Origin of the sequence: Priestia megaterium (assembly GCF_009497655.1) — a bacterium.
In the GTDB taxonomy this organism is placed as follows: Bacteria; Bacillota; Bacilli; order Bacillales; family Bacillaceae_H; genus Priestia; species Priestia zanthoxyli.
Genome location: NZ_CP023317.1, coordinates 2,167,019 through 2,192,140, shown reverse-complemented (window position 1 = coordinate 2,192,140; position 25,122 = coordinate 2,167,019). Strand labels below are relative to the sequence as shown.

Sequence of the window (25,122 nt, the reverse complement as noted above, 5' to 3'; positions counted from 1 at the left end):
CAGCTTTTTAATTTAATAAGCCATCCATATTGCTTTTACTTTTGTGTAAGATTGAAGAGAATGAATCGCATATTCTTTCCCCCATCCGCTTTGTTTCCATCCTCCAAACGGGCTAGCAAAATCATAGCAGCCGTATTTATTGATAAAAACCATGCCTGCTTCTAGCTTTTTTGCTACACGATTGGCTCTTGATACATCTTTTGTCCAGAGTCCAGCTGCTAAACCATAAATCGTATCATTCGCAATTTGCACCGCTTCATCTTCTGTATCAAATGGAATCACACACAGGACAGGGCCAAAAATTTCTTCTTGTGCAATAGTCATCTTATTATCAACATCTGCAAAAATAGTAGGACGGATAAAATACCCGTGCTTATTATCTCCGCTCATATCGCGCTCGCCGCCCGCTGCTAGCGTAGCTCCTTCACGTATGCCACTCTCGATATAGTGCAAGATTGACTGCATATGAGATTCAGAGACTTGAGCTCCTTGATTTGAATCAGGATCAAAAGGGTTGCCGCACTTGTAGCTATTTGCATAATCTGCTAGCTTATCAACTACTTGCTTATAAATGTCACGCTGTACTAACAAGCGCGTAGGCGCTGAGCATTTTTCTCCTTTATGTGTAAACAAGCCGTAAAAAGAACGTTCAATCGCTTCATTCAAATCCGGTGCATCGCTAAAGATAATATTAGGTGATTTCCCTCCAAGCTCAAGCGTGACAGGCTTTAAATTAGAGTCAGCAGAATCGTGAACCAATTGTTTGCCTACTCCTGTGCTTCCAGTAAAAGATACTTTATCAACTCCCATATGACGGCTGATATGAGAACCAATCGATCCTTTTCCTAGAATTAAATTTAAAACACCTGGCGGTAAGATGTTTGCTTCATCGATGATTTCTACCAAGCGAATCGCAGAAAAAGATGTGGTGCTAGACGGCTTTAAAATAACGGTGTTCCCCATTGCTAGAGCCGGCGCTAGTTTCCATGCGGCCATATCGATTGGAAAGTTAAATGGTACAATTTGACCGCATACACCGATCGGATCGCGGGTTGTATAACTCACAAAATCTCCTTCCACCGGATTATTTTCACCGTAATATTTATCCGTCCAGCCAGCGTAATACTCAAATAAATCGGACGCTTCTTGCACATCATCATGGTATGATTCTGTATAAAGCTTGCCGTTATCAAGAGACTCTAATGTGGCGAGCTCTGCCTGATGTTTTTTAATTAAGCTGCTTATTTCTCTTAAGATTCGCGCGCGTTCTTTTCTTGTAACGCTTGGCCAAGGACCGTGGTCAAACGCGTGTCTAGCTGAGGCTACTGCTTCATCGATATCTTGTTTTGCTGCACTTTGAATTTGACCATTAATTTCTCCGTTTGCAGGGTTAATAGAATCTATTAATTCGCCGCTTGAACTCTCTTGCCACTTGCCGTTGATGTATAGTTTTTTAGGCTCTTTCAGCCACTCTTTTGCCCATACCAATGCAGGTTGTTCCATTCCTTTAAATAAGGTTTTTTCATTTAGTTTTGTCATATTCACGTTCCCTCCATTTTTTGAGTCCTTCATATCCTGTCTTTTTTAAACGATCTGCAACGCGGCTGTAGCCATGCTTTTCTTTCATTTCTACAATCAATGGAATAAACGATTGAGAAAGCTGCTGACAGCGCTCTGAATTAGCTGATAAATCTTGCACACAAAAAGTCGCAAAATTCCTTACAGCTTTTGTTAAAAACTGAATGCTGTCTAAAATATTAATTCCAGCAGCTCCTTCAAATACATTTAAATTCAATTCTCCATGTTCAAGGGCAGCTTGAACGGTTCTGTCACACCCTAACACTTGAAAACAGCATTGAATCAACGTTTCTGGTACAACCGGGTTGACTTTGCCCGGAAAAAATGAGGAACCTGCTTGAACAGACGGCAATTGAATTTCTCCAAAGCCAGCTTCTGGTCCGGAAGACAGCAGTCTTAAATCTTTAGCAAATTTTATAAAAGATGTAGCCAGCTGTTTTAATTCGTTCGAAACATTAGCTAAATCATCAATATTTTGTGCTGCATCAAATAAATTAGCGCGGTGGTAAAGCCCCATACCAGATAGACGAGACAGCTGCTGAACGACTTTACTTCGGTATATTTCTGATGCTCCCGTCCCAGAGCCAATAACCGTACCTCCAAGATTAACAGCGTGCAGTTCTTCTGCAGCTCTTTTTAAATAGTGCGTACGCCGTGAAAAAACCGCTTCATATCCGCTGAATATATTACTAAGCGAAATACTCATCGCATCTTGCAAGCAAGTCCTTGCGATTGTCATCACAGGCTGGAACTCTTCAATCTTTTTTTGAAGAATAGAATGGAGATGCTCCATTTCTTTTTCTAAAAAATGATAGCTTTTAATAATCGCAATTCGAATAGCGGTATGACAAACATCAGAAGTTGATTGAGATGCATTTACATGTTCAATCGGATGAACGGGAAGATGATGTGGCCACTGCTGGTTTATCCAGCCTGCTATTACTTCGTTCACATTCATATTCGTCCCAATACCGCCTCCGCCGTGCAGCACATCAATCAAAAAATGATGTTGATAAGCAGTGCTTTGCAATTGGTCACATGCATTTGATATGGATTCTCCAATGTCTTTTGGAATTACGCTAGCTTCTACATTTGTTAAGGCAGCTGCTTTTTTTACGGTTAACAGTGCATACACGTAGTCCGGATATTCATGCAATCTTTTATTAGAAAATGATAAATTTTCAATTGTCCGGGCCGTCTGAATGCCATACAAAACCTCTGCTGGGAGCTCAACTTTTCCTACACTATCTTCTTCCACACGCGTTTTCTCCACCTGTGTTCACCTGCTTTTTAAAATTAAAATTTCATATAAACTGTTTTTACCTGTAAAAACTCTTCAAATCCATGCTTGCCATCGTCTCCGCCGATTCCCGACTGCTTCCATCCGGAGTGATAGCCTTGATACGCCTCGCCCTGCTGGCGGTTCACGTATACTTCACCGCATTCTAGCTGCGTAGTCAGCTCCATTACGTAGCGATAGCTGGATGTATATACATTAGCGGTTAAGCCGTATTCAGAATCGTTCGCTAGATCAATTGCTTCTTCAAGAGATTCAAACGAGATAATTGGAAGAACGGGTCCAAACACTTCTTTTTGCACGATGTTCATTTGTTGCGTGCACTGATCTAATAGCGTTGGCGGATAAAAGCTGTCACCTAATTCCTCTAGCAAATAGCCTCCGCATAATATAGCGGCTCCTTCTTCTGCGGCCTCAAGTACCATTTGATGAACGCGATTTGCTTCAGATTTGTTAATCAGACAGCTCATTTCTGCATCTGGATTAGCCAAACCATCTTTCACTTCTACATTTTGAAACGCTTTCAATAGTTTAGTAGTAAACGCTTCTTTTACACTTTTATGAACGTATACACGCTCAGTATTATTGCAGACTTGACCGGAGTTAGCTAACCTGCCTCCCTTAATTGCTTCAACCGCTAAATCAATATCGGCATCTTCCATTACAATAGCAGGAGCTTTTCCGCCTAATTCAAGCGATGTCCGGATCATATGACGAGAGCATTTTTCCATAATGCCTTTGCCTACTTTAGTACTTCCGGTAAATGTCACCATGTTCACATCAGGAGATGAAGTTAACGTTTCTCCTACAATGTCATCCATACCTGTTACGATATTAATAACACCTTTTGGAAAGCCGGATTGATGAATGCACTCCGCTAATGCTAAAGCAGATAAAGAAGATTTTACGCTTGGCTTGACTACAACCGTATTACCTGCGACAAGCGCCGGCACGATTTTTCTCATCAAAACATAAATTGGAAAATTCCAAGGTACAATCACCGCGACTACGCCAAGAGGCTCTTTATAAGAAATAATCTTTTCTTTTACGTTATCGCTGTCTACTACGTGACCTTCAATGCGTCTTGCCCACTGAGTTTGGTATTCGCCAAGCTCCGCTCCGTAAAACACCTCTGATTTCGCTGCATTTAAAGGTTTTCCCATTTCCTGTGTAATAGCTGTTCCAATGCGTTCAATATGTTCTTCTGTTTTCATGTTTGTTAAAAATTTTTTAATTTGTTCAGACCGGTCATATGAAGGACGAAGCTTCCACTCTTTAAAAGCTTGTTTAGCGCAATAAACAGCGTGCTCTGTTTCTTCTATACTGCAGGAAGAGACTTGGGCTACGACTTCACCCGTTCCTGGGTACGTAACATTCATTTGATTGCTGCTTTGAACAAATTCTCCGTTTATATAAGCACTATATTTCTTCATTTTGTGTTCACCCTTTATATCAGTTAAATAGAAACTGTATTTTTTTCACCCACGTAGAAATGATTAATTTCGTACTGCTTTAAAGCTTCTTCATCCAAATCGATACCTAAACCCGGCTGTTCTGGAGCTACTAAGTAACCATCTTTGTCGATCATAAGTGGTTTTTGCTGAATATAATCTCTCCGTTCGTTAGACCATGCCGGAGGATCATAAGGAAATTCTAAATACGGACAGTGGCTGACCGCCGCTGCTAGATGTAAATTTGCCAGTAAACCAATGCCGTTTGTCCATGTATGCGGGCTGAACCAAGCGCCGCTTCCTTGAACAAGATCCGCAACTTTTTTCGTTTGCGTAATTCCTCCTGACAATGCTACATCCGGCTGATAGACGTCTAATGCATTTACTTTGTTCAACTCTCTAAAGTCATGCATATGACGGTTCATCTCTCCCCCTGCGATTCGAATACCTACTGAGTCCCGAAGTTTTGCCATCAGTTCAAACTGATGAGAAGGCAGTGGTTCTTCAAGCCAAAAAACTTTCAGCTCTTCAAGTTCTTTCGCTACTTGATAGGCCATTTTTAAATCCCACGTCCGTTCAACGTCCCAAGGCATTTTCCATCCTTGATTTGCGTCAACCATAATTTCTAGCTTGTCGCCAACTGCTTTTCTGACCGCTTCCACTACTTGAATATCGTCTTTTACATCTTTGTGATGAAAACGAATTTTCATTGCTTTGAACCCTTGCTCTACAAATCGAACCGCACGTTCCGCACGTTCTTCAGGAGTCACGATTTCTCCCGTTGAAGCATAAGCGAGAAGCTTGTTAGATCGGGCTCCAAGCAGTTTATAGACGGGCTGTTTTGTTGCTTTTCCCATCAAATCCCATAGAGCTAAATCAAGCGGCCAGCATCTTCCATAGTGAAAATCTATATTTTGTATCACTTGTGCATGTCGTTCAATGGCAAAAGGATCTTGACCGATAAACAAATGTTCATGTCCCTCAAGCCCCATCATTAAATCTCCTGATCCCACTCCCGTTATTCCTTCATCCGTATGTACATAGACAACGGTAGAAGCAAACTTCTTGCGGGGCTCGGGGTCCCAAGCTGCTTTAAAAGGCGGATTTAAAGGCAGTAAATAATGTTTGATCTCTATTCCCGTAATTTTCATTGAATACTAATCTCCTTACATTTCAGCATTTTTACTTTCACTTATATCTATTGCAAGATGCGTGCCAAGTTTAAATGATTGATGTAATCAATACTTAATAGAAAACAAAAAATAAATTGTAGAAAATTCACACAATTAACTGTAGAAATTTTCTACACTCTACAATAAAAAAGAGGTTGAGACATAACGAAATAAATCCAATTGAAAGACGAACAAATGAGATACATGAGCTGGACTGCTTATGACACCGCAATTGATTTCCGTGCAAGACTTCGCTTTCCGCGGGCGGCCGCTGAGCCTCCTCGTCGCTTTCGCTCCTGCGGGGTCTCACCTGTTCCGCTTTTCCCGCAGGAGTCTTCGCCTTGCCCTCCAAATCAACTGCTAGAAGCAACGAAACAAATAAAACGATATGCACCATCACAAAAAAAACGAACCACTCATCAAACAGGTTGATGAATGGTTCGTTTTTTACTTGGGCTCAACTACTTTTGTCCCAGCCTCTTTTTTTATTATATCTATCAACGAGTAATCAAGTGATTTTCCAGTAAAAATTTATAGGCAACATCTGATACGTCTTTGTGTAAAATATCAACTTGGTAATTCAGCTCTACCATCTTTTTATTCGTTAGTTTACTTGATAGTTCATTTAAAGTGGAAACAACAGACGGATAACGGCTTGCTAATGATTGTTTTACTACAGGAGCCGCATAATAAGGCGGAAAAAGAGATTGATCTTCCTTTAGTAACACAAGGTCGTATGCTTGAATTCGACTATCAGATATCATTCCAATCCCTACGTCTACTCTGCCTTCTTTCACCGCCAAAGGAATAATTTCTGAATCGATTCCAATGATTTCAGTTGAAACGGACTTTAACTCATAGTTATTAGCTAATTGCATCAAGCCGTCTTTTCTTTTTAGAAATTCATTGTTTGTAGCTATCTTTACTTCTTTATTTTGCTTTTTTATGTAGGAAATCAAGTCAGAAACAGAGTTTAAATGATGCTCCTTTGCAAAAGAACGGTTAACTAAAACCCCCCAGCTGCTGTTAAAATGGCTAGTGTTCAGCCACGTTAAGTGGTTTTTCGCATCCGTTTCTTTCACCAGCTGATACAACTTTTTTTCATTATAAACCGGCTCTTGGTTTTGATGCACAATCCTTGCCGTACTCGTATATTCCCAGTACATATCAATATAGCCCGCCAAGCTTGCTTTTCGAATAGAATCGCTGTCTAAAAAGCGCCTTTCGTGTACAGTAGCTCCTTGTTCTTTTAATAGAAGCGCGGTCATTTTCATTAGTAGATATTGCTCTGTCATAGATTTCGACCCAACTGTAATACTAACAGAATCGAGAGACTTCTTTTCTTCCCTAAGAGGGGTAGTACTGTGCTGCTGACATGCTCCCAGTACTGTAAAACACAGTACTAGTAAGCTGAATATTTTACGATAGGTCATTTCTTTCATATCCTTTTTCTAAAATTTAAGACCCATTTTTTTCATTTTATAAATTAACGTATGGCGAGCAATTCCTAGTTTTTGAGCTGCTTTCGTTTGATTGCCTTTCATTTCTTCAAGAGCGTTTTTAATCATTTCTTCCTCTACTTCACCTAATGCATGTGATAAGTTTGTTTGTTTTGCTTTCACCTGCTGATTCCTATATGAATGAGACTCTTGCTTATTAAAAAGATATGTTAAATCAGAGAGCTCAATTGTCCCATACCGTTTTAAAATATGAACTCTTTCAATCGCATTTAACAGCTCACGAATATTTCCCGGCCACTCATAAGAAATTAGCTGTTGAAGTGCCGCGTTTGAAACAGTAAGCGTCTTATTGTATTTTGTATTTAACTTTATAATGTGGTGATGAATGAGCGGCTCAATATCTTCTTTTCGGTGCCTTAGAGGAGGAATGGTGATCTCCATTAAATTTAATCGATAGTATAAATCTTCCCGAAATTTCTTTTGTTCTACTAACTGTTGAAGCGGTTTATTTGTAGCTGAAATAATTCGGACGTCCAAGGATTCATACTCGTTGCTTCCGAGCTGCATTACTTTTTTTTCTTCGATTACATGCAATAGCTTTGCCTGCATGCTTAACGAAATTTCTCCAATTTCATCTAAAAAGATTGTACCGCCGTCCGCAGCAGAAAACTTTCCTTTTTGAGAAGAAGCAGCCCCTGTAAACGCTCCTTTTCTATAGCCAAACAGTTCACTTTCAAGAAGGGCTTCTGGTATGGCTGCGCAGTTGATAGCCACAAAAGGACTGTTTTTTCTATGACTCTGCTCATGTATCCATTTAGCCATCGCGGTTTTACCTACTCCGCTTTCACCTAGAATTAAAATGCTAGCGTCTGTATCTTTTACGTACTCTACCATTTCCACTAACTTGTTCATTTCTGAGCTTTTTGAAATAAAGTCTTTGTCTTTACCTTTTTCCATCACGGCATCCGGTTGCTTGTCCGTACATAGCGAAGCAATAATATTCTTTAGTTCTTCAAGTTCAACAGGCTTATTCAAATAATCAGCAGCCCCTATTTTCATAGATTGCACAGCGCTCTCAACATTTCCGTATGCAGTAAGCATGATTACTTTTGATTGCGTTACCTCTTTTAACTTCTTTAACACATCGATCCCCGTCATATCCGGAAGCATATAATCTAGTATCACCACATCGATATCCAGCGTTTTAGCCATTTCGATTCCTTTTCCTCCAGTATATGCCGCGTGCGTATGAAAACCAGATTTCTGAAGCTTTTTGGCTACCAGCTTACAAAGGTTCTGTTCATCATCAATCATTAACACACTGCACTTATTCTCCATGTTTTTTAGCCTCCTTTTGTATTTTTCTGTTTGGGAAAACGACATGTAATGGTTGTCCCTTTGCCTTCTATACTTTCAATAAATAATTCTCCTCCATGTTCTTTTACAATATCTCTTGCAATCGTTAACCCTAGTCCTGAACCTGTTTCTTTCGTTGAGTAAAAGGGATTAAACAGCCACTCTAAGTCCTGCTTGTTAATGCCTGAACCCGTATCTTCTATACGAACAACCACATATTCTTCGTTCATATTCATCGTTTGAATCGAAGCGATAATATACCCGCCCTCATCCATTGCTTCCATTGCGTTTAAGACAATATTTAAAAACACTTGAATCAATTGATCATAGACCCCTGCAATCAAACATTTTTCCTCAAAGTCTTTTACAATGCTAATGTTTGCTTCATTACACTTTAAACGCAGTAAATGAAACACTTCTTCTAACACTTGTACAAGTGACACTTCCTTCTTTTTCTTTTGACTCATGTTTGCAAAATTAAGAAAATTATTTGTAATCTCTTTGAGACGGTTTACAACGATGAATACATCCGCAGCAAGCTCTTTTACTTCTTCTGAGCAGGCGCTTTCTTCCGCTTCATCTAGCAAAAGTTCAGCTGATCCTGATAAAATGGCTAGAGGATTCTTTATTTCGTGGGCAATTCCTGCCGTAATTTGCCCAATAGACGCCAGCTTATCACTTTGCTGCAGTCTTAGCTGTAACTGCTTTATTTCGGTAATATCTTGCATGACCGCGATAATCCCCATCACTTCACTTGTGTCGGTATAAAAAGTAGAGGTCGTAACTTTAACAATTCTTTTTCTGCCGTCTGAATCGAGAATATAGCTTTCTACCTCTTCCATGTCTTTTCCCGATGCCAATGTGTGAAGCAAAATAAAATCTACGCTTTCCGATTTTATTGGTAAATCTTCTAAGTTAACACCAATCATGTCCTGACGCTGAAAAGCAACCATTCTTTCAAACTGCTGATTCACGTATGTAATTTTACTCCTCGGGTCAATTGTAATAATTCCATAAGGAATTCCTTCTAATACATCGTGAAGGTATCTCTCACTTTGCTCAAGCATTTTTTGTTTTTCATAATTGCTATTTCCCATTTCAATAATTGTACGTGTCAATATACTCAGCTCATCATCCCTTGCCGGCGCTTCTTTATTTAATGGCACGAACGTTTGAGAATTCCGGTACGTTTTTGCATAGCTTGTAAGCTTTACGATTGGCTGTAAAATATTTTTGATGCCTAACCATATAAAAAATAAAGCAAGCAGCAATATACTAATAAAACTAACGCGCAGTAAAAGAGATAATTTATGTAAAGGAGAAAAGGCTACGTTAGTCGGTACACCATAAACCAAGTTCCAGCCTTCTTGGTTCGTTTGATAAGCTGCTAAACTCTCTTGTCCATTATGATTTATTTGAGTATAGCCAGAAACGTTTGGTATTTTGTCTACTGAAAACTTCTTGTTAAGCTGCTTATCGCTTGTAGATGCGATGACATTTCCTTTGCGATCTGCTAAAAAACCGAAGTGTCCTCGTGACAGGCTGACGCTTTTTAACACCTCTGATAAATAATCCCGGCTTAGTTCTGCAACAATAATTCCTTTAAATTCTTTATCCTTAGTAAGAACGGGTACAGAAATGGTTACTACTTTTTGATGACGATAATTTTGAATAAGATCCGATAAAGCGTACGTATGTGTCCAATACACCTGGGTAAAATTAGGGTGATGATAAATTAAATTGTTTTGACTTGAAGCAAAAGGCGTTTCAAACTTTACGCGTTTTTGTTCATTGATATAGTAAATGGAATGAATAACTGAACTTTGTGAATTTGCTTGTTTAGCTCGGTTATACATTCTATTTATGTTAAGATCTGACTCTAGCCCCTCTCCTGCAATAAGCTGCAGCTGCGAAGCCACATGCTCAATTTCTGAATTCAGCCTTTTAGCTATAATATCTTTACTTGCAATGTTTTGAACCTTTACATCTTCTTTAATAATTTTGCTTGCATAACCCGTAATGATGTAATAAATGATGATGCCCGGTACAATTAAAATAACCGTAAATAAAAGAAGATATTTAGTTGTAATACTTTTCGAAATAGGAAAGTTCACCTTATGCCCTCTCTTTTTTGTTTGCTTCTTCATAAATGTAAGCGTTATTATCTTTATTAAAAGTATAGCAGATATCGATCGTAATAGGGTTTTTAATTGTTCAACCGTTCATCATAGCCGCTAATGGGTAAGTAATTCTCTTAAAAGCTAACGGACGTTTAAAACACAAAAAAGCCTAAAGAAATTTCTTTAGGCTATTCAGTGATCTAATTAGCAGCCGTAGCCGCCACCGTAACCACCGCTATAACAACTACATCCGATAATTACTAATAGAATAAATAATACAACTAATAAAGCGAAACCAGAACCAAATCCACATCCAGCATTAGACATACAAGCACTCCCTTTCAACGTAATTTTCTGTTGCTAAAACAAAGAAGGTTCAAACATGGGGTGTTTCTCATGGATAGGTTATTGTATGTCTGCCTAGACGTTTTGGTTTGCTGTCCTGCTCATTTTTTAAAAATTGGGCTTGTTTTCATCTTTACAACTCGTAAAATGTAATTCCTTAAGAGTAAAGCTCATTTCCACTCTTCCTTTAAAATCGCGTAATAATATTCATCCCACCATCCTTTTTCAGTTGGAATACATTTTTTGAAATACCCTTCTCTTCTCATCCCGATCTTCTCCATAACACGATAAGAAGAAATATTCTCAGGTTGACAAGTAGCAATAACCCGATGCAGTTTCATTGTATTAAAGCCATAGTCCACGATTGCTTTTGCCGCTTCTGACGCATATCCTTTCTGATGATAGAGGGAATTAAATACCCAGCCAATTTCATAAGTATGGTCCTCAAAATAGTTGAAAAAGACGATATGACCAATTAGGATTTTTTCGTTTTTTAATAAAACTGGAAAATTTTTAACGTTTTCTTTCATATTTTCATTTACAAATTTCTTCGCATCATCCTTACTAAAAACACCTTCTGGTATGTATTTCATGACATTAGCATCAGAAGTATATGTGTAGACATCTTGCCAATCTTCATATTTAAATTTGCGTATTAGTAGTCTGCTAGTCTCAATGTTCATGTGGTTCTCCCCTATCTCAAAGCTATCTTTCTATACGCTTGTTTCGATAGCGAAGAGATAAAAACCTCTTTGCACCAAGTTACTAGTGCTTTTGTTGACGCTTCTTTAAAACAAGGTAAAGCGACTCTGCAAAAAAGAAAAACAAAAGAGAAAAAAGGACAAATAATTCGGCCACTTCCATTACACGAAACGGGCTTAAAGCATTGTATAGTGCCTGCAGTACGTTCGCTCCTTGAAAAAGATCAATTCCTACAGAAAGAGCAATCACAGATCCAAATAGCAGCAGGCTAACTCCAATAATTTTCATTCCTTTCACTCCTTACCTAATGGTTACTTACCTCATAGGGTCGTCATTTTCATTTACCGTCATGCAAAAGATATTTTGTTAAAAATTACATAATTATACGGTTTTTGGTCAAATTAATAAAAACTATAGTAAGGGTGCTTTCATTTATGCCTTCGTTTTTTAAAAATCAAAAACTTAAAAATAAGCTTGAACCTCAGGCAGATCAAACAAACAGCGAACAAACAGCTTCTTCTCTTAAGAATCTGCTGTCGGAGAACCTTACCTTAATTAAAGAAAAAACTGGAAACAGCTCAGATATTGTGATTCGTCATTTTAAACTAGGTGTCAATAACAGCTTGGCTGCTGCTATCGTCTATATAGAAGGGATTGTAGATAATCAGGCTATTCAAGATTACTTACTGCAGTCTCTGATGAAAGATAATCAAAAAAATGACCTAAACGATCAAAATGCATTAGAGTTAATCTCCGAAGACATCGTCACAATCGGCAACGTATCGTTTGCAGACAACTGGAATGATTTACTTTCTTCTTTGATGTCAGGCGATAGCCTTCTTATTGTCGACGGCATAAACCGCGTACTCAGCGTGAGTACACAAGGCGGTGAAAAGCGTGCCATTTCAGAATCTACTACCCAAATGGTAGTGCGGGGACCAAAAGGTGCCTTTACTGAGTCTATTGGCACAAACTTAGCCATGGTGCGCCGAATTATTAAAACACCCGACTTATGGCTAGAGTCGATGAAGATTGGCCGAGTAACTAAAACGGATGTCACTCTTATGTATATTCATGGCATCGCAAACGATAAAGTTGTGAAAGAAATTCGAAAGCGATTAAAAAACATTGATATTGATAGTATTTTGGAATCAGGTTATGTTGAGCAGCTGATTGAAGATCAAACGGTCACTCCTTTTCCCACTATTTACAACACAGAAAGACCCGATGTGGTGGCGGGTAACCTTTTGGAAGGAAGAATTGCTATTTTTGTGGACGGAACTCCTTTTGTCCTTATTGCTCCAGCGTTGTTCATTCAATTTTTCCAATCGGCTGAAGATTACTACGCACGCTTTGATATTGCCACGTCCATTCGTCTTTTGCGGGTGTTTATGTTTATGATTTCACTTATCGCGCCTGCTACGTATGTAGCGGTTACAACATTTCATCAAGAGATGGTACCTACAACGCTTATTGTAGCTCTTGCAGCACAGCGAGAATCCGTTCCATTTCCCGCGTTCGTGGAAGCTTTTTTTATGGAAGTCACCTTTGAAATTTTGCGTGAAGCAGGTATTCGTTTACCAAAAGCTATCGGCTCAGCTGTATCGATCGTTGGAGCTCTTGTTATTGGGCAAGCAGCAGTTCAAGCAGGGATTGTCTCACCAGCTATGGTTATTATTGTATCGATTACAGCCATTGCTAGCTTTGCCACACCATCTTTCGATATGGCTATTTCAGCGCGTTTAATTCGTTTTTTATTTATACTAGGAGCGGCTACATTCGGTTTCTATGGCATTATCCTTATTCTTTTAATGGGGGTTGGACACCTATGCAGCTTACGTTCATTTGGTGTTCCTTACATGACCCCATTAGCACCCTTTATTCCTGCAAGCAATGAAGATACATTGCTGCGGTTACCTTGGTGGACGATGAGAAGAAGACCTAAATTAATTAGTGATAACAAAGTTCGTCAAAGCAAACATCAAAAGCCTGAGCCTCCTTCTTCAAGAGGTATGATTAACCAGGAACTTGAAAAAGGTGATCAAAATGAAACGTAAAAGTTTATTTTTACTGGTAATGACCATAATGATGGTATTGCTTACGAGCTGCTGGAGTAAAAAAGAATTAACAGACCTTGCATTTGTATCGGCAATGGGCATTGATAAAACGAAAAACGGACGGTATGAGCTTACCTTTCAAATTATTAACCCGGGAAACGTAGCTGGCTTACAAGGGGGCGGCGGTACCCAAAGTCCGCCTGTTACGATCTATTCTGCTTCTGGCGATAATTTAGTTGAAGCAAGCAGACGCGCTTCAGCTAGAATTTCCCGAAGACTTTATTATGCCCATACCAACTTAGTCGTGATCGGAGAAAAACTAGCGCGTGAAGAAGGAATTAACATTCTTATTGATTCTATTGATCGCGATCCTGAATTTCGAATTACGACTTCCCTAGTCATCGCAAACCAGTCAAGTGCTGCTGATTTGGTAAAAGCACTAACGCCTGTCGATAAAATTCCAGCAAACAAAATTATGAAAACGCTGGAGTTCACTCAAAGAAAATGGGGAGAAAATCTAAAGGTTTCCTTTCAAGAAGTGATGAGGTCTCTCGAATCTCCCGGAGGAGAAGCACTAGTCTCGGGTTTTCGTTTAGTTGGAAATCCTCAACAAGCAGAAAAATTAGATAACCTCCAGCAAAGCGCACCAGAAGCTACCCTTCGTGCTTCTGGCATTGCTGTTTTTAAAAATGGAAAGTTAATCGACTGGTTGTACAATAGTCCAGCCAGAGGCAGCGTTTGGATTCTTGATAAAATACAAGGAACGGATATTAATATAGATTGGAAAGGAAAAAAAGAAGCGCTTGCCTATCAAACAGTTCGTCAAAAAACGGATGTATCTGTAAAAATGAAAAAAGGAAAACCTTACGTGTCCGTTCACACTCGCGTAGAAGGCGATCTTGGAGAAGTGGAGGTCCCTGTTGATACACGTCAACCTGCCGTAATCAAAAAAATGGAAAAAGCTGCAGGTAAAGAAATAAAAAAAGAATTACAAACAGCTATTAAACAAGCTCAGACAGACAAAGTTGACATCTTTGGGTTTGGAGAAGCACTGGAACGCACGCGCCCCAATCAGTGGGAAAAATTCAAATCAGAATGGGATGACGTTTATTTTCCAAAATTAGATGTAGACGTTACAGTAGAAGCTTACATTCGCCGAACGGGTCTGCGCAATAAATCGTTTCTCTCTAGCGTAAAAGAAAAACAACAATGAGGTAAGGAGGTTCTGGCTATATGGAAAAAGCAAAAATCAGCGCCACTCAATTATTCATTCTCATGGTATTATTCGAACTGGGGAGCGCTTTATTAGTTCCTCTTGCAATGAGAGCGAAGCAAGATGCATGGCTAGCTATTTTAATTGGAATGCTGTTCAGCTTTTTTTTCTTCTTAGTCTATCATAAGCTCTATTCCTACTATCCGGACCTCCTGCCTACAGAGTATATGCAGAAAATTTTAGGTAAGGTACTGGGAACGCTTCTTGCATTCGTATATATTGTTTATTTTTTATACGATGCATCACGAGTTCTAAGAGATTTCGGAGAAATGCTTCTTACCTTTGCTTATCCCGATACGCCTTTATTTATTGCTAATGCTTTATTAATGCTGGTCATTATCTATATAACACGAAAAGGAATTGAAGCGATAGCGAGGTCAGGAGAGCTTCTGTTTATTTTTATGTATTTTCTGGCTGTTGCAGGCTTCATTTTAATTATTAGCTCAGGATTAATTGATTTTAAGAACTTACAGCCGGTATTAAAAGAAGGAGTGCTCCCTGTTGCAAAAATTGCTTTAACCGAAACGCTGTATTTTCCTTTCACAGAGGCTATTGTATTTACCATGCTTCTTCCTTATTTGAGCAATCCCAAAAAAGCAAGTGTCACCATGCTATGCGCAACGGGATTAAGCGGAATTAATCTAATTATTACGATGATCATTAACATTAGCGTGCTTGGAGTTGATCTGACGACAAGATCACAGTTCCCTCTTCTTAGTACTGTCCAAACGATCCAAGTAGCTGATTTTTTAGAGCGTCTAGATGTATTTTTTATGTTCGCTATGGTGATTGGGATTTATTTCAAAGTTAGCATCTTGTTTTATGCTTCTATAATAGGTACAGCTACTTTATTTAAAATTAAATCTCCTTCACGTCTAGCGTATCCTTTAGGCATCATTGTGTTATTTTTGTCGATTACAATCGCTAGTAATTTTCAAGAACACCTTTATGAAGGACTACACGTAGCGAGATTTCTTTTGCATATGCCGCTATTTTCTATCGTACCCCTACTGCTTCTGATTATCGCCTTTTTGAAGAATAGGAAGAAGCAGCACAGATAGTGTATCTCTACTAAATAAAAAAATGGCGTTAAAATTATTGAGGTGATGTGCGTGTATATATGGTTTTATGATCATTTTGTTAATACCATCTTATTTCCGCTTACTTGTATCATCCTAGTGTGCCTGTCATTAGGACTGTATGCATACTTTAAATTAAAAAAAATGAAAAATTGATACTAGACGGCTATTTTTCTCATTCAAAATAAGAAAGATACAACAAGATAGAAAGCAACTGTTATTCCCGCTGCAATTAAAGCTGGCTTTAATTTATATTTGGCATATTCAATAACAGATAAATCTAATATTTTGGCGATGGTATTCGTATCATCGCTTAAAGGTGAAGAAAACGCTCCAAAGGAACCGCTCGCAAACACCGCACCGATAATTAACGGCAAAGAAAGATCTGCAGAACTTGCAAGCGATACGCCAAGCGGCATTAAAATCCCCCACGTTCCCCAAGCAGATCCGATAAAGTAAGAAATAGCGGCTCCAAAGATAAACATGAACGGAGTGACAAACATTTGAGGAATCCACTTAGAATGTGCCGTCACGAAATTTGAAAAACCTAAGTCTTCTGTCACAGCGGATAATCCCCATACTACCGATAACAACAAAATAACGGACATCAAGTCATTGCCTCCTGTGATAAAACCATTAAGCAAATTCTGTAATGTAAAGCGCTGAAACAAGAAAAAAATGAGGGTAATTAACGTAGTCATAATTAAAGCTACTACCATCGCTTCTAACACGTCTGCTTTAATAAATGCTTCAAAAAAGGTGTGACTCTTACGATGTCCACTCCACCATGTTAAAAGTAAGGTAAGTGAAATCACAACAAGTAAAGGTACTAACAAATTCCAAGGCTTAGAAGGCAAATCCTTCGATACGCAAGGATGACAATCATGCCAATCTTTTTCGTCTTCTTCCTCGAGCTTCATAGGAGCCGTAGACGTTGAATGATGAAAAAAGCTGAAATAAATCCCTACTAAAATAATCACAATCGAAAAGAAATTATAAGGAATGCTTTGAATAAACAAAGAATAAGCGTCTTGTTTTATGCCTTGATGATCAATTGCCATTTGAATGATTGAGACCATATATCCCACAAATGCCGTTGCCACGGGAATTAAGACGATAACAGGAGTAGCAGTTGTTTCAATAACAAACCCTAGCTCTGCTGTCGTCATTTTCACTTTTTTCAGCAGCGCTCTCATAATGGGCGCGATCGTCACAAAACGAAAGGTGGGAGCACTGAATGTTCCAATGGTTGAAACATAGGTTAAAATAAGAGCTTTTTTTCTTGTATCAATTCTTTCTGCAGCTGTTTCCACAAAACCTTTAACTCCTCCAGCCATCTTAATCATTCCGATAAGCCCTGAAAACGCGTATAAAAAGACAACGATTTCTATATTACTTTTATTTCTAAGAGCTTGTACAACGTAGTGAAGTAACTTTTCAACACCTCCGACAATCGAATGATCAATCAAATAAGCGCCTACTAATAAGCCTAAAAACAACCCTGGCAGCACTTGTTTGGTGAAAATAGCTATTGGAATAACAATTAAAAACGGTATAATTGAAAACCAACTAGATTCCATAGGACTCTCCCCTATCTTAAAAACCATATTAGACGTCTTCACGTATCGTTCATTAGCTTTTAATGTAACCCCAATAATATGTGTATATTCATGAAAGCAATACGTATAAGCAGCACTGATTGAATAAACTATTTCTAATTAAAAACAGCATAGTAAAAATCTTTATTTCTACAACAAAAAAAGCAGTTTGCACATGCAAACTGCTTTTGAAAAGAAGCGGAAGACGAGGTTCGAACTCGCGACCCCCACCTTGGCAAGGTGGTGTTCTACCACTGAACTACTTCCGCGCAATATATAAAAGTAAAGATGCGGGTGAAGGGACTTGAACCCCCACGTCATAAGACACTAGATCCTAAGTCTAGCGCGTCTGCCAATTCCGCCACACCCGCGTGTGAATTGAAAAATAACTCCAAAATGGCAGGGGCAGTAGGAATCGAACCCACACTGACGGTTTTGGAGACCGTAGTTCTACCTTTAAACTATGCCCCTAGAAATGATTTCTTCAAAAGAACCTCGTTTATTGACGACGCTATATTATAATAAAACATATATGGAATTTCGTCAATAGGTCTTTTTATGAATCATGACTAGTACTGGCGACTTCAAAAAAACTGTGAGGCATATCACAGCTTTTCACACTTCCCACCACCAGTTGCAGCACCTTTTATCCTCTACCATTTATTTTTATAAGCTTTCTGCAAAAGCACTTTTTCAGGAAAAGTGCAGAACTATACAAAATGTCTCCAAAATCGCGTGAAGACTGAAAGAATATGGAGGAGTGCAGATTTTACAGGAGGCACGTTTTTTTGAGAATCCGTATTAAAACCCACAGGTTCCCCCTCATTTCCCACAAGCGTACTGTGAGAAATTTTAGTTTCAATAGCCCCTGTTAGCTCGGCTGCAAATTCTTCACTATCTATCATAACCATAGATTCAGTATTTAAAAATACAGAACGTGAATCTAAGTTAAAAGAACCAACTGCGCTCAAACGCTGGTCGTAAACAACGGATTTCCCGTGAATGGAATAAGGCTGTTGATATTCATAAAGCTTTGAAGCCGCTTTTATGACGCGGTTTTTCACTCCTAAGTATGCAGAAAAAGCCATAGCATTCGGAGTGGACGTAATAGAATTCGTTAAAATAATTCTTTGCACTTTAGATTTTACTGACTTATCTATATACTGTTCCATCTCTTTTGTTGGTACAATATAAGGACTTTGAACGACAATGGATTTTTCAGCTTGCTCAGAAAGCTTAATAAACGTTTTCCATATAAAAGGGCTTTTATTCATTCTTTGAATAGGATTTGCAATAAAAGAAACCTTTCTTGTAGGCATCGTTGATTCTCTCCATACAATATAAGGATGGACAAAGGGTTCGTTTGCTTTTTTGGCCTCTTCGTATTGATCTATTAACAATTTCTTTCCTGAAAGGCCACGAAATTGTTTAGTTTTCTTAAGCTTTGGAAAAGCTTTGCGCGTATACGGGTGGTTCCATAATTTCTCTACATACTTCTCCATTGAGAGAATGACACTATTACTTTCTTGCTTTGTATTATAAATCAGCACATCACGGTCATAGACAAAATTTTTATCCGGTTGACTGGCCAAGTATTTATCTCCGATATTTCGTCCTCCACTAATACCTAATTGGCCATCGACTACTATTATTTTATCGTGAAGACGGTTATGCCATGTCCAAGGTTTAAGAATAGTAAAGGGCTCATAGTACTTTAATTCAATATTATTGTGGAAAGCTAGAGCATAAAGAACATTTTTTCTCTTGCCTTTTAGCCCATGAGAGATCCCGTCTAACAGCACTCGAATACGTATACCTCGGTCCGCAGCTTCGAATAAAGCACCCATAAGTAAATCCGACGAACGACCTTTGCCGATGGAAAAGTACGCAATATCGATTGTATGCCTCGCTTCTTGAATCATCTGCATCCGAACAAGCCCTGAAAAATAACCGTTTTCCAAAAGCATAACACGGTCTGTGGATTCTTTCTTTCCGTAAAAATTCTCAGTATTCATTACTTTTAAGTCTTTTCCCTTGTGCAAAGGGACATAAAACAGTACCACTGCAGTTACGAATACATATATGAAGTACAATACGACAATCATTATTAGTATATTTATTAGCATGTTTCCTGTCACAATCCCTTTCCATTCTTATCGTTCTGTTTTTATTAGGATTCTTACTTTTTTAACTTCTATACCTTTTAAAATAAGAATGGAACGATGGATTATTTGTTACACTACTGTTGATTTCCGTGCAAGCCTTCGCTTCCGCTCCTGCAGGGTCTCACCTATTCTGTTTTCCCTATAGGAGCCTTCGCCTTGCCCTCCAAACAACTGCTAAAAGCCATTATATACACGAAACCTACATTCACTCTGCCAATAAAAAAAAGCAGAAGTTCATTATCTTCTGCTTTTGCAATTTATACTCTATTGTGAACCTGCTGTAAGTCTAAGTAAAACAGCTACTCTTTTATTGATTAAGGTCGTTTTCCATATCTTTTATGTCTTGCTGAAACTCAGTTAAACGCTGACGCTGTGTTTCAGAAGCATTTTCAAGCGCATTTTCGATTTGCTGAGAGGCTTCGTTCACTTCACCTATCGCTTGCTTCGCTTCATGTCCATACGATGCATCATTTTTAGCTTCATTTGCCTGTTCATATGCATCTACTGCTTCTTTATGCCCCTGCTGTGCTGCTTGAAATGATTGTTGTTTATCTTTGTTATATGGGAATTTTTTCATCATAGTGCTCCTTTCCATTTGTTCACTCTATAGTGTGGCATTTTTCCACTTATTCATACGACGTTTCGATAGGTTGAAGCTGCGTAAATATTCCGCATAACAAATTCCTTTATTATTTAAGAGCGTCCAATGATATCTTTTATCCCTTGAAATACTTTCTATATTTTACATAAATGTATAATCACTTTCTTTAGCGGACATCATACGAATAGCCTATTTGAACGTCAAAATATATTGGGGTTGACTGCATGCACTTGTTTCTTTCCTTTTTGATCATTTGTGCAGGGATTATATGGATGGAAATAAAAAGATTACCTCAACACTCTCATAAAAAAGAACGGAAAATTTTTATTGTATTCATGACAATCAGTATCATGATCGCTCTTGCAAAAATCTTTCGGCTGCCTCTACCGAACCCTTCTGATTGGGTAGAAGCAATGTTTCAGCCTTTAAGTCACTTATTATTCCGTTGGATCACTTAATTCGTGTATATGGCAAAAGGATGTGCTCATTTTGCTTAATGAAATCAATATTTCGGCTGCGCAATTTCGCAAGCTAGTAACTTTATATAGCATCGGAAGCACAATTATTGTTGTGCCTGCTGCTATTACGGCTGATGCTCATCAAGACGCCTGGATTGCAGCACTTTTCGGTGTAGCATCAGGAATTGGCTTAGTTTTGCTTTTTACCTCACTAGGAAAAATGTTTCCAACGCTTACGCTGATGGAAATGAACGAAAAAATTTTAGGTAAACTGTTTGGAAAGATTGTTTCTGCTGTTTTTGTATTATCCAATTTGTTTATCAGCAGTCAAGTTCTTTACTATGTAGGGAATTTTCTCACTACACAAATTCTTCCCTACACGCCGCTTACAGCCATCCACATTGCGTTTATGAGTGTGGTTATCGTAGGAGTACGCCTAGGAATAGAAGTTATTGCACGAAGTGCCGAGATTTTATTCCCTTGGTTTGTCGGATTGTTCGGACTTCTGATTTTGTCTATGATTCCGCAAATTAAAATAGAGCATATTCAGCCTGTGTTCGAAATACATCCAAAAGCTTTTATTCGGGCTGTTTTAACGTTTTTAAGCATGAGTTCTTTGACTTATACGATTCTGCTTATGATTTTCCCTTCCCATACACCAGACACAAAAAAGTCCACTCAATCTTTTTATATAGGGAATATAGCCGGTGGACTAGTGATGGTTACGTTAATCTTACTCGGAATTTTAGTGCTTGGTCCTTATTACTCCCAAATCACCATGTTTCCAAGCTATGAATTAGGAAGAAGAATTGATGTAGGAAACTTTCTTCAAGGAATTGAAGTAGTCATTGCTATTTTGTGGTTTATTACTCTCTTTTTTAAGCTTTGCATTTACTTTTACGCTACTCTTTTGGGGTTTGCCAATGTATTTCATATAAAGGACTACAAGCTATTTTCTTTTCCAGTCGCACTCATCATGATTACACTTTCCCTTATTGTGTATCCAAGCGTTTCTTATCAAAAAGATTGGGATACAAAAACGTGGATTCCCTACAGCTTACTTGTAGGCATCTTATATCCGCTTTTCCTTTTAATTGCAGGATTTATTCAAAACAAAAAGCAGCATTCTTCTAACAGCGACTAAAAAATCAAAAACCTTTAATAGAGAATGCACCTTCAGTATAAGTAGTTATTTTTCTGGAAAATATAACATTAATTATTCATGTATAGGAGCTAGTCTATGCTAGGGGTATTCGGGTTACTTATTGTTTGCACGCTCGTCATTTGGTTTGAAGTACCTAACTTACGGCAAAAAAAAGCGAAGAAAGAATTATGGCTATTCTACACAGTTCTTGTAATTGGAACGTCCGTAAGCATCTGTAAAGCACTGGGTTTGTATGTTCCAAATCCTTCTGATTTATCAGCTGCTATCTTTAGACCAATCAGCATATTTTTACTTCATTTATTATCTTAATACGTAAGACGAGGAAGTGAATACCGTGAAACCTGTAGTTAAAATTTCAACGATTCAATTTCGCATGCTCGTCATGCTTTATACAATTGGAAGCACAATTGTTATTGCTCCAGCGGCTATGACTGTTGATTCTAAGCAAACCGCTTGGATTCCGGCTATCCTTGGAGTAGCATGCGGATTTGTATTAGTGAAAGTATATATAGCTCTCGGACTTTTATTTAAAGATAAAAATCTGGTAGAAATCAATGATGTAGTATTTGGAAAATATCTAGGAAAAGGTGTATCTTGTTTATTTGTCCTATCTACTGTCATAACGTGCAGCCGCATTGTATACTACGTCGGAAGTTTTTTAAATACCCATATTATGATGGAAACGCCGCTGCTTGCTATTCACATTATTTTTATGCTTGTGGTTGTTTTCGGGGCAAGACTCGGGCTAGAAACAATTGCACGCTGCTGTGAAATCTTTTTCCCGTGGTTTGTTGGCCTTCTCGGGATTTTTATTTTTTCACTAACTCCTCAAATGAAACTTGAAAATCTTATGCCTTTAATGGACATTCACTTAAAGCCGCTGACTCATTCGGTTCTTATCTTTCTTAGCATTACTTATTTTACTTTTGCTCCTTTGATGATGATTTTCCCCCTTCATTTAAGAAAACCTGAAAAAGGAGCTAAAGCTTTAATGAGCGGCAGCCTGCTAGGTGGATTTATTATGGTAATTGTTATTTTTTCTTGTATAATCGTTATTGGTTCTTATCATTCTTCAACTACCATGTTTCCCGTATATGAAATGGCTAAGCGAATTGAGGTGGGAAATTTTTTGCAAGGAATCGAGGTAATTATTGCCATTATATGGTTTCTTACTCTTTTCTTTAAAGTTTCTCTTTATTTTCATGCTTCCATCGCTGGACTTTGTCATATTTTTAACATCAATGAAACTCGATTTCTAACGTTACCGATGGGATTAATTGTTACGACTTTTTCCATTATTGTGTACCCAACCATTACCTATCAAAAAACATGGTTAGCCGAAACGTGGATTCCCTATAGTTTTTTGATGGGAGCTTTATATCCTTTTATTCTTCTTATCATAGGATGGATTCGTTTTAAACCAGCTAAAATAAAAATAAAAAAGATAATAAAATCCACATAAAAAAAGGTTGAGACATAACGAAATAAATCCAATCGAAAGACGAACAAATGAGATACATGAGCTCTGGACTGCTTATGACACGGCAATTGATTTCCGTGCAAGGCTTCGCTTTCCGCAGGCGGCCGCTGAGCCTCCTCGTCGCTTTCGCTCCTGCGGGGTCTCACCTGTTCCGCTTTTCCCGCAGGAGTCTTCGCCTTGCCCTCCAATCAATTGCTAGAAGGAACGAAACAAATAAAACGATGTACACCATCACAAAAAAAGCGAACCACTCATCGAACAGGTTGATGAATGGTTCGTTTTTTACTTGGACTCAACTACTTTTGTCCCAGCCTCTTTTTTTATGCTTGAAGCGCTTGAAGCCCTGCTTGGTTTAAGAAATGCCAAGGCTTATTAAAGTGGGGTTGAAAGAAAAAGTCCATAAAGCCAAGCTCATCGATCGTCATTTCCTGCTGTACGCATACGGACAATGTATTAATTGCTTGAGTAGCATCAATTTTAGAAATAACCTGTGCACCTACAATTCGTCTCGTTTCTTCTTCATATACTACTTTTAACGTAATATTTTCGTACGTTGGCATGAATTCTGGTCGGTTATTTTCTGATATTGTGATACTTTTCACATTCATATCAAAAAGAGAAGCCGCTGTTTCAGTTATGCCGGTAGATGCAACATTGTAATCATAAATATGCAAGCCTGATGTTCCTTGTGTTCCCATATACTTGATCGTCGGTTTAACAAGGTTTTGAGCAACTAATGTTCCCATTCTAACCGCATTTGTAGCAAGCGGAATATAGGCATGTTTCTTAATCGGATTGTAGTAAATCGCACAGCTATCTCCGGCCGCAAATATATCTTTTTTGCTTGTTTGCATATATTCATCAACCACAATTGCGCCGTTTGGAAGCATGTCTACCTGCCCTTTTACTAAGTCTGTGTTTGGACGAAAGCCAACACACAAAATAACAAGATCCGCTTCATATTCACCTGCAGTTGTCACTACTTTTTCAACAGATCCATCGCTGCCTGCAAATTTAGTAACCGCTTGGTTTAATGCTAATGTAACTCCCCGCTTTTTAAATTCCGTTTCCATCAAGCTTGTAAACTCTGGATCAAGATATTTATTTAAAATACGATCAGCACTATCAATGAACGTGACTTCTTTTCCATACACTTCAAAGGCTTCTACTAATTCTGCACCAATATAACCCGCACCAATTACGGCGATTTTTTTTGCTTGTTTTGCTTTTTCGATAATGTGATTAGCATGCTGATAGTTTTTACAAAGCACAACATTATTTAAATCGATGCCTTCAAGGTTTGGAATAATCGGCCATGATCCAGTTGTCATCACTAATTTATCAAATGTATCTTCAAATTCTTCGTTTGTTTCTAAGTTTCGCACCGCTATTTTTTTGTCTTCTGTATCAATATTCGTCACTTCGTGTTTCATTTTCATATTTACACCCATCTCTTGCAATTCAGACGGTGAAGAGTAAAATAAACCATTTGCATCTTTTACGACCCCGCCTACATAGAGCGCAATTCCACAAGACAAAAATGAAACATTATCATTTCGCTCATAAACTGTAATTTTAGCTTCTGGATAAAGTTCTGCCATATTTTTTACTGCTGCTGTTCCTGCATGTGTACACCCTACTACTGCAATTTTCATAGATGATATCCCCCTTAGGATTATAGAAAATATAATTTGTGAAGTTTTTCACATATATTGTGAAATGTTTCACATATCTTTTACAATTCTTATTATACAAACATGTTTGT

23 protein-coding genes and 3 tRNA genes are annotated in these 25,122 nt (G+C 38.3%); 8 read left to right on the top strand and 18 right to left on the bottom strand.

Features of this window, described 5'->3' with window-relative positions:
• Positions 1–12 precede the first annotated feature (12 nt).
• From CEQ83_RS11005 to CEQ83_RS10990, 4 genes are read right to left on the bottom strand one after another with little or no spacing between them, the layout of a single operon-like run.
• Positions 13–1,539: an aldehyde dehydrogenase family protein gene (locus CEQ83_RS11005; protein WP_028413431.1), complete on the bottom strand. Its 1,527-nt coding sequence runs from the start codon at positions 1,537–1,539 to the stop codon at positions 13–15.
• Positions 1,523–2,851, bottom strand: coding sequence for a lyase family protein (locus CEQ83_RS11000; protein ID WP_028413432.1), 1,329 nt, complete (start codon positions 2,849–2,851; stop codon positions 1,523–1,525). The genes CEQ83_RS11005 and CEQ83_RS11000 overlap by 17 nt, the downstream gene beginning before the upstream one ends.
• A gap of 23 nt (positions 2,852–2,874) precedes the next feature.
• A complete protein-coding gene (aldA, locus tag CEQ83_RS10995) occupies positions 2,875–4,308 on the bottom strand; it encodes an aldehyde dehydrogenase (protein WP_028413433.1) in 1,434 nt (477 codons plus the stop codon).
• A gap of 23 nt (positions 4,309–4,331) precedes the next feature.
• Positions 4,332–5,477: a mandelate racemase/muconate lactonizing enzyme family protein gene (locus CEQ83_RS10990; RefSeq protein ID WP_033578916.1), complete on the bottom strand. Its 1,146-nt coding sequence runs from the start codon at positions 5,475–5,477 to the stop codon at positions 4,332–4,334.
• A gap of 201 nt (positions 5,478–5,678) precedes the next feature.
• On the opposite strand from CEQ83_RS10990, the gene CEQ83_RS10985 reads away from it, so the two are divergent.
• Positions 5,679–5,930 (top strand): hypothetical protein, encoded by a 252-nt coding sequence (locus tag CEQ83_RS10985; protein WP_154988855.1) that lies wholly within the window; start codon positions 5,679–5,681, stop codon positions 5,928–5,930.
• 65 nt (positions 5,931–5,995) lie between these two features.
• Here the strand turns inward: CEQ83_RS10985 and CEQ83_RS10980 are convergent, their stop codons facing one another.
• The 6 genes from CEQ83_RS10980 to CEQ83_RS10955 all read right to left on the bottom strand — a co-directional run bounded on the left by CEQ83_RS10980 (position 5,996) and on the right by CEQ83_RS10955 (position 11,769).
• Positions 5,996–6,931, bottom strand: coding sequence for an ABC transporter substrate-binding protein (locus CEQ83_RS10980; protein WP_176521395.1), 936 nt, complete (start codon positions 6,929–6,931; stop codon positions 5,996–5,998).
• 18 nt (positions 6,932–6,949) lie between these two features.
• Positions 6,950–8,296, bottom strand: coding sequence for a sigma-54-dependent transcriptional regulator (locus CEQ83_RS10975; protein WP_176521394.1), 1,347 nt, complete (start codon positions 8,294–8,296; stop codon positions 6,950–6,952).
• Positions 8,297–8,301: 5 nt separating this feature from the next.
• Positions 8,302–10,428 carry a sensor histidine kinase gene (locus CEQ83_RS10970; protein WP_165573429.1) on the bottom strand — a complete coding sequence of 709 codons (2,127 nt, stop codon included), beginning with the start codon at positions 10,426–10,428 and terminating at the stop codon, positions 8,302–8,304.
• A gap of 210 nt (positions 10,429–10,638) precedes the next feature.
• Entirely contained in the window at positions 10,639–10,761 is a 123-nt protein-coding gene (locus CEQ83_RS10965) for a YjcZ family sporulation protein (RefSeq protein ID WP_013056948.1), read from the bottom strand.
• A 188-nt stretch (positions 10,762–10,949) separates the two neighbouring features.
• Positions 10,950–11,462, bottom strand: coding sequence for a GNAT family N-acetyltransferase (locus CEQ83_RS10960; RefSeq protein WP_028413439.1), 513 nt, complete (start codon positions 11,460–11,462; stop codon positions 10,950–10,952).
• Positions 11,463–11,544: 82 nt separating this feature from the next.
• Positions 11,545–11,769 carry a YczF family membrane protein gene (locus CEQ83_RS10955; RefSeq protein WP_028413440.1) on the bottom strand — a complete coding sequence of 75 codons (225 nt, stop codon included), beginning with the start codon at positions 11,767–11,769 and terminating at the stop codon, positions 11,545–11,547.
• A gap of 146 nt (positions 11,770–11,915) precedes the next feature.
• Between CEQ83_RS10955 and CEQ83_RS10950 the strand changes: the two genes are divergently transcribed.
• Genes CEQ83_RS10950 through CEQ83_RS10940 form a run of 3 tightly spaced genes read left to right on the top strand, consistent with a single transcriptional unit; the run spans position 11,916 to position 15,872 of the window.
• Positions 11,916–13,538, top strand: a complete 1,623-nt coding sequence (locus tag CEQ83_RS10950) for a spore germination protein (RefSeq protein ID WP_098112571.1) — start codon at positions 11,916–11,918, stop codon at positions 13,536–13,538.
• On the top strand, positions 13,528–14,751 hold the full coding sequence (locus CEQ83_RS10945; RefSeq protein WP_028413442.1) for a Ger(x)C family spore germination protein: 1,224 nt from the start codon (positions 13,528–13,530) through the stop codon (positions 14,749–14,751). Before CEQ83_RS10950 ends, CEQ83_RS10945 begins: the two co-directional genes overlap by 11 nt.
• Before the next feature lie 20 nt (positions 14,752–14,771).
• On the top strand, positions 14,772–15,872 hold the full coding sequence (locus tag CEQ83_RS10940; protein WP_028413443.1) for a GerAB/ArcD/ProY family transporter: 1,101 nt from the start codon (positions 14,772–14,774) through the stop codon (positions 15,870–15,872).
• Between the two features lie 197 nt (positions 15,873–16,069).
• On the opposite strand, the gene CEQ83_RS10935 is transcribed toward CEQ83_RS10940, so the two are convergent.
• From CEQ83_RS10935 to CEQ83_RS10910, 6 genes are all read right to left on the bottom strand, one after another.
• Positions 16,070–17,470, bottom strand: a complete 1,401-nt coding sequence (locus CEQ83_RS10935; protein WP_028413444.1) for a Na+/H+ antiporter NhaC family protein — start codon at positions 17,468–17,470, stop codon at positions 16,070–16,072.
• 215 nt (positions 17,471–17,685) lie between these two features.
• Positions 17,686–17,757, bottom strand: a tRNA-Gly gene (locus tag CEQ83_RS10930).
• A 20-nt stretch (positions 17,758–17,777) separates the two neighbouring features.
• Positions 17,778–17,859, bottom strand: a tRNA-Leu gene (locus tag CEQ83_RS10925).
• Between the two features lie 26 nt (positions 17,860–17,885).
• Positions 17,886–17,959 (bottom strand) — tRNA-Trp (locus CEQ83_RS10920).
• A 239-nt stretch (positions 17,960–18,198) separates the two neighbouring features.
• On the bottom strand, positions 18,199–19,593 hold the full coding sequence (locus CEQ83_RS10915) for a phospholipase D-like domain-containing protein (RefSeq protein WP_028413445.1): 1,395 nt from the start codon (positions 19,591–19,593) through the stop codon (positions 18,199–18,201).
• A gap of 367 nt (positions 19,594–19,960) precedes the next feature.
• Positions 19,961–20,230 carry a hypothetical protein gene (locus CEQ83_RS10910; protein ID WP_014460213.1) on the bottom strand — a complete coding sequence of 90 codons (270 nt, stop codon included), beginning with the start codon at positions 20,228–20,230 and terminating at the stop codon, positions 19,961–19,963.
• Positions 20,231–20,526: 296 nt separating this feature from the next.
• On the opposite strand from CEQ83_RS10910, the gene CEQ83_RS10905 reads away from it, so the two are divergent.
• From CEQ83_RS10905 to CEQ83_RS10890, 4 genes are all read left to right on the top strand, one after another.
• Positions 20,527–20,712 (top strand): hypothetical protein, encoded by a 186-nt coding sequence (locus tag CEQ83_RS10905; RefSeq protein ID WP_028413446.1) that lies wholly within the window; start codon positions 20,527–20,529, stop codon positions 20,710–20,712.
• 22 nt (positions 20,713–20,734) lie between these two features.
• Positions 20,735–21,856: a GerAB/ArcD/ProY family transporter gene (locus CEQ83_RS10900; protein WP_224980117.1), complete on the top strand. Its 1,122-nt coding sequence runs from the start codon at positions 20,735–20,737 to the stop codon at positions 21,854–21,856.
• A 96-nt stretch (positions 21,857–21,952) separates the two neighbouring features.
• Positions 21,953–22,186, top strand: coding sequence for a hypothetical protein (locus CEQ83_RS10895; RefSeq protein ID WP_028413448.1), 234 nt, complete (start codon positions 21,953–21,955; stop codon positions 22,184–22,186).
• A 25-nt stretch (positions 22,187–22,211) separates the two neighbouring features.
• Entirely contained in the window at positions 22,212–23,339 is a 1,128-nt protein-coding gene (locus CEQ83_RS10890) for a GerAB/ArcD/ProY family transporter (protein ID WP_028413449.1), read from the top strand.
• Between the two features lie 72 nt (positions 23,340–23,411).
• Here the strand turns inward: CEQ83_RS10890 and CEQ83_RS10885 are convergent, their stop codons facing one another.
• The gene (locus CEQ83_RS10885) at positions 23,412–23,549 is read right to left on the bottom strand and encodes a hypothetical protein (RefSeq protein WP_186806706.1); all 138 of its coding nucleotides are present in this window, start codon (positions 23,547–23,549) and stop codon (positions 23,412–23,414) included.
• Positions 23,550–23,677: 128 nt separating this feature from the next.
• The gene (locus CEQ83_RS10880; protein ID WP_028413450.1) at positions 23,678–25,012 is read right to left on the bottom strand and encodes an FAD-dependent oxidoreductase; all 1,335 of its coding nucleotides are present in this window, start codon (positions 25,010–25,012) and stop codon (positions 23,678–23,680) included.
• Between the last annotated feature and the right edge of the window lie 110 nt (positions 25,013–25,122).